General features: G+C 36.8%; 14 protein-coding genes and 1 riboswitch. Of the genes, 13 read left to right on the plus strand and 1 reads right to left on the minus strand.

Translation table 11 applies throughout. The features are described from left to right. The first annotated feature begins 16 nt into the window (after window positions 1-16). The 13 genes from gcvPA (at window position 17) to ACHZEU_RS22685 (ending at window position 16,695) form a co-directional block, all read left to right on the plus strand. Window positions 17-1,363, plus strand: coding sequence for an aminomethyl-transferring glycine dehydrogenase subunit GcvPA (gene gcvPA / locus ACHZEU_RS22625; protein ID WP_004231057.1), 1,347 nt, complete (start codon window positions 17-19; stop codon window positions 1,361-1,363). Then, complete coding sequence (gcvPB, locus tag ACHZEU_RS22630) at window positions 1,356-2,819, plus strand: aminomethyl-transferring glycine dehydrogenase subunit GcvPB (protein ID WP_404803788.1); 1,464 nt, start codon at window positions 1,356-1,358, stop codon at window positions 2,817-2,819. The genes gcvPA and gcvPB overlap by 8 nt, the downstream gene beginning before the upstream one ends. A 397-nt stretch (window positions 2,820-3,216) precedes the next feature. Next, on the plus strand, window positions 3,217-3,984 hold the full coding sequence (locus ACHZEU_RS22635; RefSeq protein ID WP_048392266.1) for a macro domain-containing protein: 768 nt from the start codon (window positions 3,217-3,219) through the stop codon (window positions 3,982-3,984). Window positions 3,985-4,014: 30 nt separating this feature from the next. Beyond that, on the plus strand, window positions 4,015-4,962 hold the full coding sequence (locus ACHZEU_RS22640) for an ADP-ribosylglycohydrolase family protein (protein ID WP_048392267.1): 948 nt from the start codon (window positions 4,015-4,017) through the stop codon (window positions 4,960-4,962). A 29-nt stretch (window positions 4,963-4,991) separates the two neighbouring features. Beyond that, window positions 4,992-5,375: an SMI1/KNR4 family protein gene (locus tag ACHZEU_RS22645; protein WP_054549147.1), complete on the plus strand. Its 384-nt coding sequence runs from the start codon at window positions 4,992-4,994 to the stop codon at window positions 5,373-5,375. Window positions 5,376-5,651: 276 nt separating this feature from the next. Further along, window positions 5,652-5,810, plus strand: coding sequence for a competence pheromone ComX (gene comX, locus ACHZEU_RS22650; protein WP_131522431.1), 159 nt, complete (start codon window positions 5,652-5,654; stop codon window positions 5,808-5,810). Next, window positions 5,783-8,137 (plus strand): ATP-binding protein, encoded by a 2,355-nt coding sequence (locus tag ACHZEU_RS22655; RefSeq protein ID WP_279495507.1) that lies wholly within the window; start codon window positions 5,783-5,785, stop codon window positions 8,135-8,137. Before comX ends, ACHZEU_RS22655 begins: the two co-directional genes overlap by 28 nt. Window positions 8,138-8,401: 264 nt before the next feature. Beyond that, entirely contained in the window at window positions 8,402-11,251 is a 2,850-nt protein-coding gene (locus tag ACHZEU_RS22660; protein ID WP_404803789.1) for a hypothetical protein, read from the plus strand. Between the two features lie 153 nt (window positions 11,252-11,404). Beyond that, complete coding sequence (locus ACHZEU_RS22665; protein ID WP_048392271.1) at window positions 11,405-12,706, plus strand: hypothetical protein; 1,302 nt, start codon at window positions 11,405-11,407, stop codon at window positions 12,704-12,706. A gap of 298 nt (window positions 12,707-13,004) precedes the next feature. Further along, on the plus strand, window positions 13,005-13,166 hold the full coding sequence (locus ACHZEU_RS22670) for a hypothetical protein (RefSeq protein ID WP_404803790.1): 162 nt from the start codon (window positions 13,005-13,007) through the stop codon (window positions 13,164-13,166). A gap of 27 nt (window positions 13,167-13,193) precedes the next feature. After that, complete coding sequence (locus ACHZEU_RS22675) at window positions 13,194-14,225, plus strand: MFS transporter (protein ID WP_404803791.1); 1,032 nt, start codon at window positions 13,194-13,196, stop codon at window positions 14,223-14,225. Between the two features lie 19 nt (window positions 14,226-14,244). Further along, the gene (locus tag ACHZEU_RS22680; RefSeq protein ID WP_404803792.1) at window positions 14,245-15,660 is read left to right on the plus strand and encodes a M20 family metallopeptidase; all 1,416 of its coding nucleotides are present in this window, start codon (window positions 14,245-14,247) and stop codon (window positions 15,658-15,660) included. Between the two features lie 69 nt (window positions 15,661-15,729). Beyond that, the gene (locus ACHZEU_RS22685) at window positions 15,730-16,695 is read left to right on the plus strand and encodes a glutaminase (RefSeq protein WP_404803793.1); all 966 of its coding nucleotides are present in this window, start codon (window positions 15,730-15,732) and stop codon (window positions 16,693-16,695) included. Window positions 16,696-16,729: 34 nt separating this feature from the next. Here ACHZEU_RS22685 and ACHZEU_RS22690 read toward each other — a convergent pair whose 3' ends face one another. Further along, window positions 16,730-18,067: an amino acid permease gene (locus ACHZEU_RS22690; RefSeq protein ID WP_349531903.1), complete on the minus strand. Its 1,338-nt coding sequence runs from the start codon at window positions 18,065-18,067 to the stop codon at window positions 16,730-16,732. Between the two features lie 152 nt (window positions 18,068-18,219). Continuing rightward, a riboswitch (glycine riboswitch) is annotated at window positions 18,220-18,296 on the minus strand. Window positions 18,297-18,586: the final 290 nt, after the last annotated feature.

The raw sequence follows: 18,586 nt of genomic DNA on the forward strand, positions 1-18,586 counted from the left end.
AGAGGGACCTACATTTATGAAACATCGTTATTTACCTATGACGGAGCAAGATCAAAAAGAAATGTTAGACGTAATCGGTGTATCCTCAGTCGATGAGTTATTTGAGGATATTCCTGAGAAAGTCCGTTTTAAAGGCCTTTATGATATTAAAGAAGCAAAATCAGAATCTGCGTTATTAAAAGAGTTAACGGCACTTGCTGCTAAAAATAAGGACACAAATGCCAACGTATCATTTTTAGGTGCAGGTGTTTATAACCACTATAAACCAGTGATCGTAGACCATGTTATTTCTCGTTCAGAATTCTATACAGCTTATACACCATATCAGCCAGAGATTTCACAAGGTGAGCTACAAGCCATCTTTGAATTCCAAACGATGATTGCTGAGCTAACGGGAATGGATCTTGCTAACTCTTCTATGTATGACGGTGGTACAGCATTGGCAGAAGCGGGTATGTTGGCAGCTGGTCATACGCGTCGCAAGAAAATTTTAGTGTCAGAAGCAGTGCACCCAGAATATCGCGATGTTGTTGCTACATATGCATATGGTCAATCCATTGATATCGTGACTATCCCGCAAAAAGATGGTGTGACAGATGTGGATGCATTAAAAGAGTTAATCGATGACAACACAGCAGCTGTTATTGCCCAATATCCAAACTTCTTTGGCCAAGTGGAAGATATCCAAGTGATCGGGGATATTGCACATGCTGCAAAAAGCTTACTCGTTGTATCTTCTAACCCATTGGCATTAGGAATTTTAACGCCTCCTGGCAAGCTTGGTGCTGATATTTGTGTAGGTGATGCGCAAGTATTTGGTATTTCTGAAGCTTTCGGCGGCCCACACTGTGGTTTCTTTGCAGTGACAACAAAATTGATGCGTAAGGTACCAGGACGTCTTGTTGGTGAAACAGTGGATGGTGAAGGCCGTCGTGGATACGTATTAACACTACAAGCACGTGAGCAACATATCCGCCGTGATAAAGCAACTTCCAATATTTGCTCGAACCAAGCACTACTTGCACTTGCAGCTTCTGTAGCGATGACAGCTCTAGGAAAACAAGGAATTCGTGAAATGGCTACTCAAAATATCGCGAAAACACGTTATGCAAAAAATGCCTTTGAAGCAGCAGGCTTTACAGTAGCATTCCAAGGCGCACACTTCAATGAAATCGTTGTGAAAACGAATAAATGTGTGAAGGAAATCAATAAAGGCTTAATCGAAAAGGGTATTATCGGTGGCTATCCTTTAGGTCAAAATTATGACTCTCTTAAAAATCATGTGCTAATCGCAGTAACTGAATTACGCACGAAAGAAGAAATTGATGCACTTGTTGCAGAAATGGGGGCTCTTAATGCATAACGAAAATCAATCACTCATTTTTGAAATTTCAAAAGAAGGTCGCGTTGGCTATAGTTTAGAAGCACTAGATGTGCCTGAGGTAGACCTAGCAGATTTATTACCTGCAAACTTAGTACGTTCAGAGGCAGCAGAACTACCTGAAGTGTCTGAGCTTGATATTATGCGTCATTATACAGCACTTTCTCGTAGAAACCATGGAGTAGACTCTGGCTTCTATCCGCTTGGCTCTTGTACGATGAAATATMATCCGAAAATTAACGAAACAGTTGCACGTCTTTCTGGCTTTGCAAATGTTCACCCATTACAGGATGAATCAACAGCACAASGGGCAATGGAGCTTCTTTATGATCTTCAAACTTCTTTAGTGGAAATTACTGGGATGGATGWAGTTACATTACAACCAGCAGCAGGTGCTCATGGTGAATGGACAGCGTTAATGATGATTCGTGCCTTCCATGAAGCAAATGGTGAAGGACACCGTAACAAGGTAATCGTTCCTGATTCAGCTCACGGTACAAACCCAGCATCTGCGACAGTAGCAGGCTTTGAAACAATCACTGTTAAATCAGATGAAAATGGCTTAGTTGATATCGAAGACCTTCGCAAAGTAGTAGGTTCTGATACAGCAGCACTAATGTTAACGAACCCGAATACACTAGGGTTATTTGAAGAAAACATTATCGAAATGGCAGAGCTAATTCACTCTGTAGGCGGTAAAGTGTACTATGATGGTGCGAACCTCAATGCTGTAATGAGTAAAGCACGTCCTGGCGATATGGGCTTTGACTGTGTGCATTTAAATCTACACAAAACATTTACAGGCCCACATGGTGGCGGTGGTCCAGGTTCTGGTCCAGTAGGTGTAAAAGCAGATTTAATTCCATTCCTACCAAAACCAGTATTAGTAAGAACTGAAGAAGGCACATACCACTTTGACTACAATCGTCCACAATCAATCGGACGCGTAAAACCTTACTATGGTAACTTTGGTATCAATGTTCGTGCTTATACGTACATTCGTACAATGGGTCCTGATGGCTTAAAAGCTGTTACAGAATATGCTGTATTAAACGCCAACTACATGATGCGTCGCTTAGAGCCATTCTATGATCTACCATATAACCGTCACTGTAAACATGAATTTGTCTTATCGGGTCGTCGTCAGAAGAAACTAGGCGTTCGTACATTAGACATCGCAAAACGTCTGTTAGACTTTGGCTACCATCCACCAACAACATACTTCCCATTAAATGTGGAAGAGGCATTGATGATTGAGCCAACTGAAACAGAATCAAAAGAAACGTTAGATGCATTCTGTGATGTAATGATTCAAATTGCGAAAGAAGCAGAAGAAAATCCATCAATCGTTCAAGAAGCACCTCATACAACAGTCGTATCTCGTCTAGACGAAACACGCGCTGCTCGTACACCAGTGCTTCGTTATCAAAAAGCATAGTTTCCAAAACCGTTCACGTTTATGTGAGCGGTTTTTTTGCACCTTAAATTACAGGCTAAACGAATCTTCAATTGATTATGAAAATCTGAGTATCTTACAAGAGAAGTGCCAAGTAATGCAAAATTAAAAGTTGATGGAAGTTTCGTTGATAAGTATATAAGATTGGTGTTAAAAGACTCTGATCTTGATTTATTTCCATTAAACGATTTAAACTGGGTAGATACCTGTTTTGTTCAGAAAAATTTAAATCTGTGAAAAATTCCATCTTAAAGGGATTCAATTTAAGGACTTAGAGGTAGTGCCTAACTATCTACAATCGAAAGTATAATTAATAAAATCTTTGCACCTTATTAAGCACAAGATAGGGTTAGGTTGGTTCTATTAAGGGGGGAAAGTGATGGAAGAAGATATCAAGTTTGGTAATAGTCTATTATACTATAAATGTGATAATATTGAATTTTTAAAAGGTTATGGTCAATTATATACAGAATTTGATGATGGCGTTGCAACTAGGCAGATCAATATAATAAAAAATGATATGTACTGTTCTTCATCATTGCACGATTGGAACGAAGATATTGGATTTTTATTGTATGACGGACATATCGATAGTTTAGATGTAAGCGATAGTGTACCTATTACAAGATTAGATTTTGAGAAAAAATGGCAGGAGGGAATTGTAGCTAACAAATCTCCAATAAACTACTTAAAGGGCGATGCATCTCTTCCTTTAGAAGAACATACACTCATTATTCATGTAGTCAATATTTTAGGAAAATGGGGAAAAGGCTTTGTTTTATCTTTATCAAAGCAATTCCCTATTGCTAAAAATGATTATGTAAAATGGTCGAAGGATAAAGAAACTTTTGGGTTAGGAGAGGTTCAGTTTGTATGTGTAGACCAGCAGAAAGCTACTTTTGTTGCCAATATGCTTGCACAGCATGGTGTGAGGAAAAATGATAAAGATCGTACAACCTATATTGATTATGATGTGCTTCGTTTATGTTTAAGAAAAGTTGCGAGGTTTGCCTTAAAAAATAGATTATCGATACAGATGCCTAAAATTGGTTCAGGTTTAGCTGGAGGAGATTGGAGAGAGATCGAAAAAATAATAAATGAGGAATTGATTTATTATAAAATTAAATGTACTGTTTTTGAATTGTGATAAATTAAATTAAAGTTAGGGGTGGCATCTATGGTAGATACAAAATTGAGGGAGCGGGTGTTTGACACTTTATACGGTGGGATTATCGGTGATCTAATGGGCGTACCTGTTGAGTTTAAACAAAGAGGGACTTTCCATGTGCAAGATGTGATGGGGTACGGTACTTACAATCAGCCACCTGGTACTTGGTCTGATGATACTTCTTTAACACTCTGCCTGGTCGAGAACATTATTGAAAATGGGAATACCAAAACATTAATGAATAAATTTGTACAATACATGGAGCAGGGCTATCTCACACCATTTGGCGAAATGTTTGATATTGGAATTACTACAGCTGAAGCCGTTTCGAACTATAAAAAAGGTGTTCCGCCAGCAAAATGTGGTAAAACGGGCGAATTTGATAATGGCAATGGTACGTTAATGAGAATTGCTCCTTTAGTATTCGTGGTAATGCATGAGTTAGATTTTATTAAAAGAAAAGAATTAGTTCATCAGTATACAGAGATTACTCATGGTCATCCGCGTTCCATAGTAGGGTCCATCATTTACATTGAACTATTATTAAGCTTATACCGAAATAATTCACTAGAAGTGGCCTTAAAAGAGGTCTTTGAACTACTCCAAAATAATTTACAAAATGAAATGAAAGCAGAGTTAAATGCTTATGCAAGGATTTTTCATGAAAACTTTTTAAATACGCCTGAAGACGAGATTCAATCGAGTGGCTATATTGTTCATTCGTTAGAAGCGGCTATTTGGTGTGTAGGTAATTCTACAACATTTAAAGAAGCGATTCTGATGGCAGTTAATTTAGGAGAAGATACGGACACCGTTGCAGCAATTACAGGATCGATCGCGGGAATGTATAAACAGTTGGACAATATTCCAGAAGAATGGTTAGGTAAAATTGTCAGTAAACAAAAGGTTGATGCCTTAATCCTGGCGTTTTATGAATTTTGTGCAGCGCAGACGTAAAAAAGTTTATTGGAAAGGACGGTGACGACATGTTACCTATACATAATAGCTATACAGCTAATCCACCAGCAACAGATCACCAAATTGTACACATAGAACATAGGCTGAATTGTCAACTTCCGAGTGCGTATACACTTGTATTAAAGGAAAGTAACGGTTTATCGTTTACGAATGGCGTGTTTATTTATGGTACAGAGGAAGTAATAGAAAGAAACCAGACTTGGGAAGTGGAAGAATATGCAAAAGGCTATATTGCAATTGGTGATGATAGTGGAGGAATGGTCTTTTTAATGGACATAAAGGCAGAGGATTATCGTGTTTTAGCAGTAGATAGTGGTGATATGAACCCAAAGCATGCAACATTGATTACTTGTGATTTCTACAAGTGGCTACAAGAAGGGTGTCAGTATTAGCAAAAGAGAAAAATGAAAAGCTTCTTCCTACTAGAAGGAAGGAGCTTTTCATTTGTTTTTATGTCTATTATTGGAGAAAAATAATTGAAAATAAAGCAAAATTATTACGTAATCTATTATTTTTTGAATTTTTTAGAAAATTATGTTGAATTATTGGAGAGAGGTAGTATAATGAAAATATAGTTACATAAATGGTTAATAATTCCTTATTAAGAGGAATTATTGGCAAAAAATAGTGACTATAAACTAAAAAAATGAAGAAATGAGGCGATTTTAATGATTAACATGATTCAGTATTTAGAGCAAAATCCGACGTTAGTGACATTGTTAAAAGAAAAAAAAGCTTCTCTCATTGGTGTAACAGCATTAGAACAAAAGGCAATATTGGATTCGTTTGATGAAGATGTATGTTTAGAAAATCGCGTTTGGTACTAAAATATTTAAAAAATAAATGGTTTGGGCTTGCTATAGGATTCTATTTAATTTCAGGTATTTATTTACTTTATATTACTTATAGCACGCCCTTTTTAAATATAGAATTAGAAAAAATAAATGATAATTGGACAATAACGGATTCTTACTATAAAAATTGGGCGTCTAAGCATAAAATTGTTCCTGGAGATATTGTTTTATACGTTGATAATGTTAAAATAAGTAATTTATCTTATATATCCTTTGATTCTGCCATAAGAGCAGCGAAAGAAATTACAATTCAAAAGTCGGATGGAAGGATAGTCTCTATACAGATAAAAAATCTAGATATTCCTCAACAATTTTACTATTTATTGATAATACCAGCTTGTTATTATTTTCTAACATTATTCATTACAATATACTTATATTCTAAAAGAATTAACCAAAAACTTACTAATTTACTTATATTATTTATTCTAAGTATTTCTTTAGCCTATGTAAGTATTGGTGCTTCAGGACGTTTAGATAATATAGGTATGATTATTAATCGTAGTAGTTTACTTCTGTGTTTAGTCATTTTATTGCTCTTTTTAAAAGAATATTTTTTGTTTTTAGATATAAAGTGGTTATTCTTAAAAAATATAAGAAATTTCTTTGTTTTACCTTTTTTGGCTGTTGCCATGAGTGTTTTTAGTATTTTTTATCCATCAATTAATCCGATATTATCTGAATTGATACTATGGCTATTTTTTCTATTAATATTATTGAATCTTGGAATTTTAATTGTAGGTTTTTTTAAGTATAAATCTTCCCATCTAAAGCTTTTATTAATGAGTATAATTATCCCATTTCTGCCTTTTTTATTTTTATACGCTTTACCTCAAATTTTTGTCAATGAACAACTACTTTCTGCTGATATTTGTTCATTATTTCTTTTACTAATTCCATTCAGCTTCATTTTCACACAACTCACTGAACGTATTTTTGATATGGAGTATTTCATTTCTCGATTGCGTTATTATTTTAATTTCTCATTTGGCTTTACGATATGGCTGTTAATCGGTTTATATTTATTTGCAGATTTATCAGTTTCGCGCATGACAGAGATTTTCTTTTTTGCCTTTCTATCGTTAATGGCGTTGTTCTACATTAAAGAGCGGATTGATTATCGTAAGCGGAAAATTTTATTTTCTACAAAAGGCGACTACATCCACCGCTTGTATACGACCGTTGAGAGTATTGGTAGAGTGGTGAAGATTGAGGACTTATTGGAGAAATTTGTACAAGAGGTTGTGGTTCAGCTTGAAATGGAAAGTGTGTATGTGCTCACATATGATTTTCAAACACATCAAGTTACCTTAACAAATAAATCAAAAGAATACACGCAGCATCAAATAGATGAGGTACTAGTCGAACGATTAGGCTTGGGAGATATAAAGAAGACAGATCATTTCTATATCGCCTTTATTCATCAGGATGTGAACTATAAACGAATCCTTGTTGTGGATCATAATAAAACGATTTATCTCAAGGACGAGGAACTGCTATGGCTAGAATTATTACTGCTCTATTTAAATAATTTTATCGAAAACACAAAAATGGTTGAGGAGCTTTTAAATCAGTTAAAGCATATGAAAGAAGCTGATAATCGACAGCTACCATGGCTCAATAAATTACTCTGGCTAAGGTTCGAGGAAGAAAAATATCAGTTAGCACGGGAACTTCATGATACGATTTTACAAGAACAACTGCACATTGCAAGGGAAATGGATGTCCTCATGCATACCAAAGAAAAAGAGGAGATCCCATCTAAACTTATAAAGCTTCATGAACATATGATTATCTCTCTGAATGATTTGAGGGGCTACTGCGAAAACTTAAAGCCACCTCTATTAGATACATTGGGCTTAAATGCAGCCCTTGAAAAACTAATACAGAAAATTCATAAACGGGCTAATTTTGTTTTGATATATACGATTGACCGCCTCTATTTAGAGGATGAGCGTTTAAACTTAATGATTTATCGACTGTTTCAAGAATTATTAAACAATGCGTTAAAACATTCCTATGCTAATACAGTTGAAATACATTTATTGGGCACCGAAGAGGGATTCCAAATTTTGTATAGCGATGATGGTGTTGGTTGTAATATAGATGATATTCTACTTGCCGATTCTATGGGCATACAAGGCATGCAGGAGCGCGTTCAAGCTTTTAATGGGAAATTCGCATTAGATAGCAAAGTAGGAGAAGGGATGACGATTCGTATCCAAGTAAGTGAAACCCAACATACGAATCCCTATACCTATAAGACCCTGATCCAACCAACTTATATGATACGAGGATAACCAGATGAAGCGGAAGCATAAGTGCATTTATTTTTTTAACACCTTTTAATCTCTTCGTAGAGGCTACGAATGTGGGTTAGAAGGCTTTTGTTTGAAAAGTATTTATTTATAATCAAAAATAATAAAACGTTATCAAAAAAATATTATTTGATAAATAGTAAATCAGGAAAAAATACACTTTTTAGAGTATTTACCTAATATTCAAGGAAATTATGGCCATATGACCGATATAATTCAGGAGAAGGATTGAGGAGGTCAATAGATTTGAATAAAAAATTATTTTTAACAGCAGCAGCTATTCCTGTTGCACTTATCGTTCCCACTGTAGCAGGTGCGGCCGAAACAGTTTCAGTCACTGGAGAAAATATTGTCAATGCAACATTAAAAGTAGAAAAATTACCAAATGATACAATCGTCAATGCCTATCAATGGTATTATCTAGAGGAAATTACTGGTGAAGAGGGTTCAACAAATAAGCCCATCTCGGGAGCAACATCTATTTCCTTAAAAGTGCCTGTTGAAGCAGCTGGAAAAAGCATTTTTGTGGAAGCAACTACGACAGACGGTAAAAAATTTAAAAGTGCACCCCGCACTATTCAGCCATTAGAGCTCGATATCACCATTCCAACGTTAGAAGGTCAATCCTCTGGTTTTGTAGCACCTGGAGAAACAGTGAAAGTAGCTGGTATTACTGTAACCGATAAGAATGGTGCAAAATTGCAAAGTGATCAAATTACATATAGTTATCAATGGTTTTATAAATTAGGCGATAACTCCTTTACTATCATAGAGGGAGCTGCAGGTAGTACATATACGATTCCGAAGGATGCCATTGAAAAGGATATCAAAAATATTGCTGTCACTGTCAAAGCAAAAGTGGGTCTTTCTTTTGCGGAATCTAAACTATCTGATACCATCACAGTCTCTAAACAACCCACTGATACTTTAACGAAAGAGATTAAAGCTTTACTGGTCAATGATAATAAATACAATGTATCAAGCTTAGCAGAATTTAGTGCTAAAGTTGCGGAACTAGAAAAAAACTATCAATCCTTATCAGCGGCAGCTAAAGGTAATGTGTCTAATTATGATGTCTTAAAGCGAGCACTTGCTGATGTTGAATTAATAACTAAGTTAAATGAAAAATGGAGCAAAATAGAGACTAGTAATGAAAAAGAAATAAAGGAACTAGAAGAGGCTTATAATAAGCTAGATCTGTTACAGCGTAGCTTAGATGTAGATGAGACCCTATATACGAGCATTAAAAATCTATTAAACGAGCCAAATGATCTTGAAGAGATAAAAGAAGTCAGAAAACTCAATCAAGCTATTATTAATTTATTATCTTATGAGAATTCACTTGTGAAATATGTAGCTTCGGATGTTGATTCCTTACAAGCGAGCGTAAAGACAATCGAAGCAGATATTGAGAAATTATCACAAAGCTACCGAGCCGCTGTTCAAAACCAAGCAATTTTGTCTGAGGCTAAATCGGATATTAAAAAGGTGGAGCAATTCATTAAATCATTTGATAAATTAGCTACAAATAGTACGCCTAATAAACAAGTGACGACTGCTAAATCAATCCGTACAGCCTATGAAAAATTAACGTATAAACAATTAAAATTAGTGCCAGATGTGTATGTGCAGCGTTTGACTACAGCAGAACGTGCAGAAGAAAGCCAAATTATAAATTTAAATAATGTTATAGATAGCTATATTAGCGATGATGTTTATCCGTTCAATCCGTCTGCTGGTTCATGGCAAAGTCATGTCAATAATGTTAATCAAATGATCAAGGAATATAAGAGCTTAACAAAAGCCTCCGCAGCACAAATTATTGGCTACGATAGTCTTGTTACCTTACAGAAAGATTTAAAAGCAGCTGAAAAAGTAATTAAAGATATGGATGCCTATCAAAAATTATCTGCAACAACTGGTGTAACGGAAAGTAAACTTAATTCAAGCTATACAAGTACTTTAAAAGCTTATAATAATCTTACAAATTTACAGCAATCACTTGTATATAATGCTGAAGAATTTTTACTAAACACGCCAAAGATTTCAGTTGATGGCAATGGTAAAGTGCCTACTGATAAAGCAGCAGCAGAGKCGTTAAAGGCGGATATAGCCAAATTTGCGGATGTTACGAAATATTCATTCAATCAATTAGAAACCGCTGTTAATACAGCTTCTGAATCCTATAAAAAATTGTCTTCAGCTGCAAGAAAATACGTGACAAATTATTATTTATTAACAGCAGCAAATAAGGATATTACAGGAGTAAAATCATTCTATAAAAAAATACAGACTGCTAGAGAAGAAACAGATGCTGCGAAAAAGGCTAAAAAAATTGAAACAGTGCAAAAAGCTTATGCGAAATTACCTGCGAATCAGCAGCATTTAGCAAAAGAACAATATGAAGCTTTATTAAAAAATCAAAATATAGATGAAAATGCATCGAAAATTACACAGCTAAATAATGGTATTGCCACAATTGTTTCCAATAATCTCTATGTCGTAACGATTGAACGTATTAAAAATCTTTCTACACAATATAGTAGCCTTAGTTCAAGTGAGAAAAAACTGATTACGAACTATGATATTTTAAAAACTGCGCTTGCAGACGTGAAAAAAGTGGAAAGCTTTATGAAGACCTATGAGAAATCCTTTGCTTCAAATCCCAGCACTGTGATCAAGGCATATGAAAAGCTTACATCTAAACAAGTGAGCCTGATTGATGCAGGAACTAGACAATTGATCATTGATAAGCAAAAAGGACAACAGCAAACGAATGAAAATGCATTGTCATTAATTGAATCCATCAATTCACTTCTTGTAAAAGGTGAATATATCAATGGTTTACAGGAGAAAGTAAGTGAAATCCGTAAAGCCTATGATGCTCTGAGTGATGCTGATAAGAAGGTTGTTAAAAATTATTCGAAGCTCACACAAGCAGAGGGTGATTTGAAGAAGGTTGAAGAGGTGCATGCTATATACGAACCAGCAGGGAGCAATAATGATGCTGCACGTAAAGCATGGCAAACAGCCTATGGAAAGCTCTCTAAAAGATTAGAGTTACTCTATACAAACATGTATCCAACCGAGCAATAATTGTTACTTCCAGATGGCCTCGAACAGTTTTCGAGGCTTTTCTTTATACATAAGATTTGTCTAGTAATTTGATTGTCCGCTATACTATGTACAACAAAGGAATAAATTTTTTACATAAAGATTGTAGTTTCACAAAGAAGGTAGGAACAAAAGATGTATAAAATAGGTGTTGTTGGTCCCATTCAATCCGTTGAAAGAATTATTGCCTTAGCACGAGAAATCGAACAGGATATGGAATTTATTCCGTATATATATGAAGTGGCGACGGAAACAAAGCATCTTGTGGAGACACATAATCAGGCTGTCGATTTCTGGTTGTTTTCTGGTTACATCCCTTATAAGCTTGCCAGTCAAACGAATGTATCCAAAGATAAATTGACCCATATTATTTTTTCCGAAGCGGCTATTTATCGGGGTTTTTTAGAGCAATCCTATCAGCAAAAAAAGTTTATAGAAAATGTTAGTATCGATATTATTCCTTCGCCTTCTCAAATGGCTTCAGAAAGTCTTGCAGAGATTCAGCATAATGTCCATCATATGTATTTAAAGGAATTTGATGTCGCTATTGATCCACAAGAGCTATTTGATTTCCATTATAGTCTTTGGCAGGCGAGCAAAATTGATTTTGCGATTACTTGTTATCCCTCTGTTGATGAAGAGCTGAAGAAACGAGGCGTTCCATCTTATTGGGTTTCCCCGACAAAAACAGAAATTTATCATACAGTTCAGCTTTTTACAGAGAAGATCAAAACGTCCTACTATAAAGAGACACAAATTGGTGCAGTCATGCTTGAAATTAAGGACTTTGATTCATTAAAAGAGCGCATGAAGCAAGGCTATCGTATTCAATATTTAGAATTGCGTACGAAGGAAAATCTACTACAGCTCTGTGAACAGATTGATGGCTCTCTTATTGAAGAGGGGAATGGTAAATATACGATCTTTAGTACAAGAGGTGCGATTGAAGGGCAAATACGATTTTTACAGGAAAAAATGTATCAGTTGTCGATTGAAATGGAGACGAAGGTGACAGCAGGCATTGGCTTTGCTCAAACAGTGTTCAATGCTGAGTTACATGCTCACCGAGGACTAAGACAGACGAAGGAAAACGAGGCTATTGACATCGTGATGATACAGGATGATGGCACCATTATTGAATCGGTAGGGAATGTAGAAGAGCTATCCTATTCCTACCGAGCCGAAGACCCTTATATTTTAGAAAAACTAAAAAAAGGGAATATTAGTATTAAAACCTATATGAAAATCCATGCACTTGTACAAAAAATGCATTGGAAGCATTTTACGACAAAGGATTTGGCGTCACAACTGCAAATGAGCGAGAGAAATGCCCAACGAATCGTAGCAGATTTATGTAATGTAGATTTAGCGAGAATTTGTGGGGAAGAATTACAGCATACTCGAGGCAGACCTATTAAAATGTATCAACTTGTCTAAAAACAAAAATGTCCCAAACCAATAAATGGTGTGGGACATTTTTATGCTTTTTGAAGCCTTAAATACTGATAAATTAATGAATTTAGCAGTTATTTAGGTAAATAATATGGATTTACGAAGACGATTATCTATTAGAAATTTTCAAAAAAATATTGTCTTTTTATTGAACTTTGATTATTATACGAATATATAACGAAAATGTCGTTATATAAAAGGGGATTTACGGACAAGGGGGCAAGCATATTCAAGAATAGTCGTGGCAATAAAGAGAGGATTTCTATATATGGGAGGGATATGAATGACAACAAATGAAATAACGAAGAAATCTAGAAATGTCATCCATGCACTTTTATTTTTAGGCTGGTCTTTAGGGAATTTAGATCGCTATATTATGAACTACGCAGTAGTTTCGATTACAGGGGATTTGCAACTGGATGCATCTTCAACGGGTATTATTTAATTCGCTTTAAGTACAGGCTATGCCATTATGCAAATACCAGGTGGCTGGCTTGCCGATAAGTTTGGCGCAAAACGAGTTTTATTAATGGCTGTTATCACGTGGTCTATTTTTACGGGCCTAACGGCTATTGCTTGGTCTTTAACAGCAATGATTGTGATTCGCTTCTTATTTGGCATTGGTGAGGGTGGTTTTCAGCCATCAAGCTCTAAAATTATTGCTACGATTTTCCCAAAAGAGGAAAGAGGTAGAGCGATGTCCATCATGCTTACTTCTGGTGGCATTGTTTCACTCATCGTCCCTTTGCTAGCTGCTTATTTATTAGGAACGATTGGCTGGCGCATGATGTTTATCATCATTGGGGCAATTGGGGCAATAATTGCCTTTTTATATTGGAAATACATTCAACTCCCGCAAGATGAGGCAGCTACTGCTGGAACAGAAAATACTACGAACAAAGTGAATTTTAAAGAGTTATTGAAAACACCCCTAATGTGGAATTTAATCATTGCTTATTTTTGTATTTATGCAGTGAACTGGGGATTAGTTTCTTGGATTCCAACATATCTTCAAAAAAATCGAGGCTTGGATTTAATGTCCATTGGTTGGGCGCAAACAATACCTGCCATTACAACGATAATTGGTGTATATGGTAGTGGCTATATCATTGATAAGCTACCAAAAGGTATGGAGAAAGTGTTAGGCTCCATCTCCTGCGCAGTCATTGGTCTTTTATTGTATTTAATGTTTACTGCCAAAACAGTGACGTTATTTATTGGTTACCAAACAGTCGTTTCGATATTTATTGCGTTTGTCATTACATTACTACCTGTTATTGTACTCAAGAAATTACCTTCTTCTATCACAGGTTCTGCAATGGGGATTGCCAATACAGGGGGACAATTAGCAGGGTTTGTTACACCGATGGCAATTGGATTTATGGTGGATGCCTTTAATGGCTCCTTTGATGCAGCCTTTTGGATGTTAATTGGCTTTGCGCTTATCTGTATTGTGTCGCTTGTCACACTAAACGACCAAAAAGGAACATTGTTAAAAGCATAATGAATTTGGAGGGACAAATATGAGTTATCATGAGAAAATTTCAACGTTAATTGAAGCAAAACAGCAAGCTACAGTAGCATTAAGCGATGCGATTTGGGCTGTGCCCGAGCTTCATTTTCAAGAAAAGAAATCGATGGAATATATGAAACAGGCACTAGAAAAAGAGGGTTTTCAAACAGAAGTCGGTGTTGCGGGTCTTGACACAGCGCTTGTTGGAGCTTATGGTTCTGGCAAGCCTGTAATTGCCTTTTTAGGTGAATATGATGCGCTTCCAGGCTTGAGTCAAAAAGGTGGGGCGACACAACATGAGCCTCTTGTGGATGGTGGAAGTGGACATGGCTGTGGTCATAACTTATTAGGTACTGGCGCATTCGCAGCTGCTGTTGCTGTAAAGGATTATTTAGAGCAAAATCATCAGTCAGCAACAATCCGTTTTTACGGTTGCCCTGCAGAGGAGAATGGATCTGGTAAAGCTTATATGGCAAAGGCTGGCCTTTTTGATGATGTTGATATCGCGATCTCTTGGCATCCAGGTACGTTTTCGACTGTGATGACGTGTAGTTCTCTAGCAAACTATGCCGCAACGTTTAAGTTTACGGGCAAAAGTGCTCATGCCGCAGCTGCACCACATCTTGGACGAAGTGCTTTAGATGCTGTTGAGCTTATGAATGTTGGGGTAAACTACTTACGAGAACACATCATTCCAGAAGCGCGTGTGCATTATGCCATTACTAATTCTGGCGGAACTTCGCCAAATGTAGTTCAACCATATGCAGAGGTAACGTATCTAGTTAGGGCACCTAAAAAGCAGCAAGTACAGGAAATTTATCAACGCGTTGAGAACATTGCAAAGGGTGCCACAATGATGACAGGGACGTCAGTGGACATCGAGTTTGAAGGTGCTGCTTCGAATCTTATAACAAATAAAACACTTTATGATGTGATGTATCAACAAATACTTGAAATTGGTATGCCAGACTATACAATAGAGGATGAACAGTATGCGCAGGCTATTTTCAATACGTTTACACCAGAAGTACAAGCAGCTTCATTAGTGGGCTTGCGTAAAGAAGATGCCAAGCTATTACAAGGAAAAGTGATTGCTAATCATGTTCCAGGCATGCTACCTGAATTTATTATGGGTGGCTCTACAGATGTTGGAGATGTTAGCTGGAACGTACCAACCGTACAGTGTACAACTGTATGCATGGCATTAGGGACACCATTACATACATGGCAGGTAGTGTCTCAGGGAGTGACCCCAATAGCGCATAAAGGAATGCTACAGGCTGCTAAAATTATGGCTTGTACAGCCATAGCGTTGCTGGATAATCCTCTATACATTGAAAAAGCGAAAAAGGAAKGGCAAGATCGTCTAGATGGTGAAACATATCAATCTTTAATTCCAGAGGGAACACAGCCACCTAAGCGCTAACAGGATAGAGTCTTCATAGGAGAACTATGAAGGCTCTGTTTTTGCCTCATTTTGAAAGGAGAACGCGACATGTCAATACAACCCAATCATCAGCATCATCTTCTAGCACAGTGGGTATCACAGTATCGTGCAGCTACCAAAGAAGGGCAATGTGCTAATTATATCCCTGCTTTAGCCAAAAAAGATCCTAATCAATTAGCTGTTGCGATTGTTGGGACTGAAGGCCACGAAATCAAAGCGGGAGATACCGAAGAACTATTTACCCTTCAAAGCGTTTCCAAGGTTATTACCTTTATTTTAGCCTGTATGGATCGAGGCTTACCATATGTTTTAGAAAGAGTAGATGTTGAACCAACAGGAGATACCTTTAACTCAATTATTCGCTTAGAAAGTCATCAGCCAGGTAAACCCTTTAACCCGATGATTAATGCTGGGGCTATTACGGTATCCTCCATGTTGGCTGGTCATTCTCCACAAGAGAAGGTCACAAAGATTCTACAATTTTTAGAACAAATCATAGGCAAGCAATTGAGTATCAATGAAGAAGTATTCCAGTCAGAGTGGCAAACGGCTAATCGTAATCGAGCATTGGCCTATTACTTAATGGATTCAGGGTTTTTAGATTGTCCAGTAGAGGCGGCGCTTGAGGTTTATTTGAAGCAATGTGCAATTGAAGTCAATGTATCAGATTTAGCCATGATTGGCCTAGTTATTGCGAATGATGGCTATCACCCACTGTTAAAGAAACAGCTATTCCCAAAACAAGTGGCAAAATTAGCGAAGGCTTTGATGGTAACGTGTGGTATGTACAATGCCTCAGGGAAGTTTGCGGCATTTATTGGTCTCCCTGCCAAAAGTGGTGTATCAGGTGCGATTCTTGCGGCTGTTCCAGGACATGCAGGCCTACACTCGCCGTTTCCTACTGGCTGTGGTATCGGAATTTACGGACCAGCGATTGATCCAATAGGAAACAGTGTGGCAGGTGTACAGTTGCTGAAACAGCTAGCAACAGAATGGGATATGACTATTTTTTAATAAGTGGAAGATGATTTCAGCGCTTAGTCTGAAGTCATCTTTTTTTCATTTTATAAATAATAAATAAAACGATAAACCAAATTGGTGTTAACAGCAGTGCCGTACGCGTAGCCTCAGAAATAAACATCACCATTAATAAAAAGGCGAAAAACGCAAGCACGACGTAGTTGATAAAAGGTGTCAGTGGTGCTTTGAAGATTGAAGCTTCATGTAAAGCACGTTTTTTTCGTTTGTAGATAATGTGCGAAATGATGATAATGCTCCACACCCATATAAAACAAATTGCACTAATCGTCGTCACAACACTAAAGGCGTTCTCTGGCATCAACTTACTTAACAGAGCACCAGCTGATACAACAATAGTAGAAATAACGAGTGCATTACTTGGTACACTGTTTTTGTTGAGTTTGGCGAATGCTGGAGATGCCTGTTTATTGTTACCAAGATTATAGAGCATCCGACTTGTGGAGAATAACCCACTGTTACCTGCTGAAGCCGCTGAAGTAAGCACAACAAAATTTATAATACCAGCAGCAATCGGGATACCTGCTAATGTAAACACTTGGACAAAGGGACTGCTTGAAGCAGACATTTCATACCATGGGTTAATACATAAAATAACAAATAATGCCCCTACATAGAAAAGTAAAATGCGAAATGGAATTTTATTAATGGCAGAAGGAATATTTTTTTGAGGATCTGCTGTTTCAGCTGCTGAAACCCCCACTAATTCCACACCAACAAATGCAAAGACAACCATTTGGAAGGCCATTAAAAAGCCGTATATTCCATTTGGGAACATGCCTCCATGTGCCCACAGGTTTTCAACAGATACTGTTCCTGAGCTAGTTTGGAAGCCAGTTACTAGCATAATAAGACCAATAATAATAAGTGCTACAATTGTAATAACTTTAATAATAGCGAACCAAAATTCTAGCTCACCAAAAAGCTTAACAGTTAATAGATTTAGTAGTAATAACAATACGAGGCAACCAATGGCTGGCACCCATTGTGGGATATCAAACCAATATTGTGTATAAACCCCCACCGCAATAATGTCTGCCATCGCCGTCATAATCCAACAGAACCAGTATGTCCAACCTGTGATATAACCTGCCCAAGGCCCTATGTATTCGGATGCGAAATCCGTAAATGAAGTGTAGCCTGCATTGGATAGTAACAATTCACCTAAGGCACGCATCACAAAAAATAGCGCTGTTCCTACAATTAAGTAGGCTAGGATGATCGAAGGCCCTGCTAAGGCAATAGCTTTTCCAGAGCCTAAAAATAAACCAGTCCCAATTGTTCCACCAATGGCAATAAGCTGTACATGGCGATTTTTTAAATCTCGTTTTAATTGTTGCTGTTCCACGTTAATCCCCCTCAAAGATGCATAAAAAACTATGACTGGAAAAATAAAAAGAGACTAGTTGTGACACTAGTCTCGGAAAAACGTCAGAATAACAAATACCATTTATTCGCAGATGTCTACATGAAATGGTGTAGCATCGCTTATAAAAGCTGTATTACTCCTCTGTCCTTTTGCCTGAGATAGTGAACCCTTCGGCGACGCAATGTGCGCTCTCTCCAGAACTGCTCCTGCTATAGTTTGATCCATAGCATCCATAGCTTATTAACTTGATAATCAATTATTATTGTAAGATATTATACATCCTAACAGTGCTTCTAAAATTATTCAACAATAAATTTTAACTATTTTCAGAAAAATAGAAGAATAGGGTTCGTAACTGGCATATCTCTAACGAAAAATAGTATTTTTGGTCATACAAAGTGTTTCGTGAAGGAGTTTTTAAATATGAGGTGGTTTATTGGAAGATTGCTCAACGTAGCTTTCGAAGTGCTCAAACATAAGTGAAAACCGCTCCAAAAA

It is taken from the genome of Lysinibacillus sp. S1 (assembly GCF_044986265.1).
Taxonomy (GTDB): domain Bacteria; phylum Bacillota; class Bacilli; order Bacillales_A; family Planococcaceae; genus Lysinibacillus; species Lysinibacillus capsici.

Coding starts and splice junctions, on each gene's coding strand:
- gcvPA (WP_004231057.1), top strand. CDS start 17: ATGAAACATCGTTATTTACCTATGACGGAGCAAGATCAAAAAGAAATG.
- ACHZEU_RS22635 (WP_048392266.1), top strand. CDS start 3,217: ATGGAAGAAGATATCAAGTTTGGTAATAGTCTATTATACTATAAATGT.
- ACHZEU_RS22640 (WP_048392267.1), top strand. CDS start 4,015: ATGGTAGATACAAAATTGAGGGAGCGGGTGTTTGACACTTTATACGGT.
- ACHZEU_RS22645 (WP_054549147.1), top strand. CDS start 4,992: ATGTTACCTATACATAATAGCTATACAGCTAATCCACCAGCAACAGAT.
- comX (WP_131522431.1), top strand. CDS start 5,652: ATGATTAACATGATTCAGTATTTAGAGCAAAATCCGACGTTAGTGACA.
- ACHZEU_RS22655 (WP_279495507.1), top strand. CDS start 5,783: ATGTTTAGAAAATCGCGTTTGGTACTAAAATATTTAAAAAATAAATGG.
- ACHZEU_RS22665 (WP_048392271.1), top strand. CDS start 11,405: ATGTATAAAATAGGTGTTGTTGGTCCCATTCAATCCGTTGAAAGAATT.
- ACHZEU_RS22670 (WP_404803790.1), top strand. CDS start 13,005: ATGACAACAAATGAAATAACGAAGAAATCTAGAAATGTCATCCATGCA.
- ACHZEU_RS22675 (WP_404803791.1), top strand. CDS start 13,194: ATGCAAATACCAGGTGGCTGGCTTGCCGATAAGTTTGGCGCAAAACGA.
- ACHZEU_RS22685 (WP_404803793.1), top strand. CDS start 15,730: ATGTCAATACAACCCAATCATCAGCATCATCTTCTAGCACAGTGGGTA.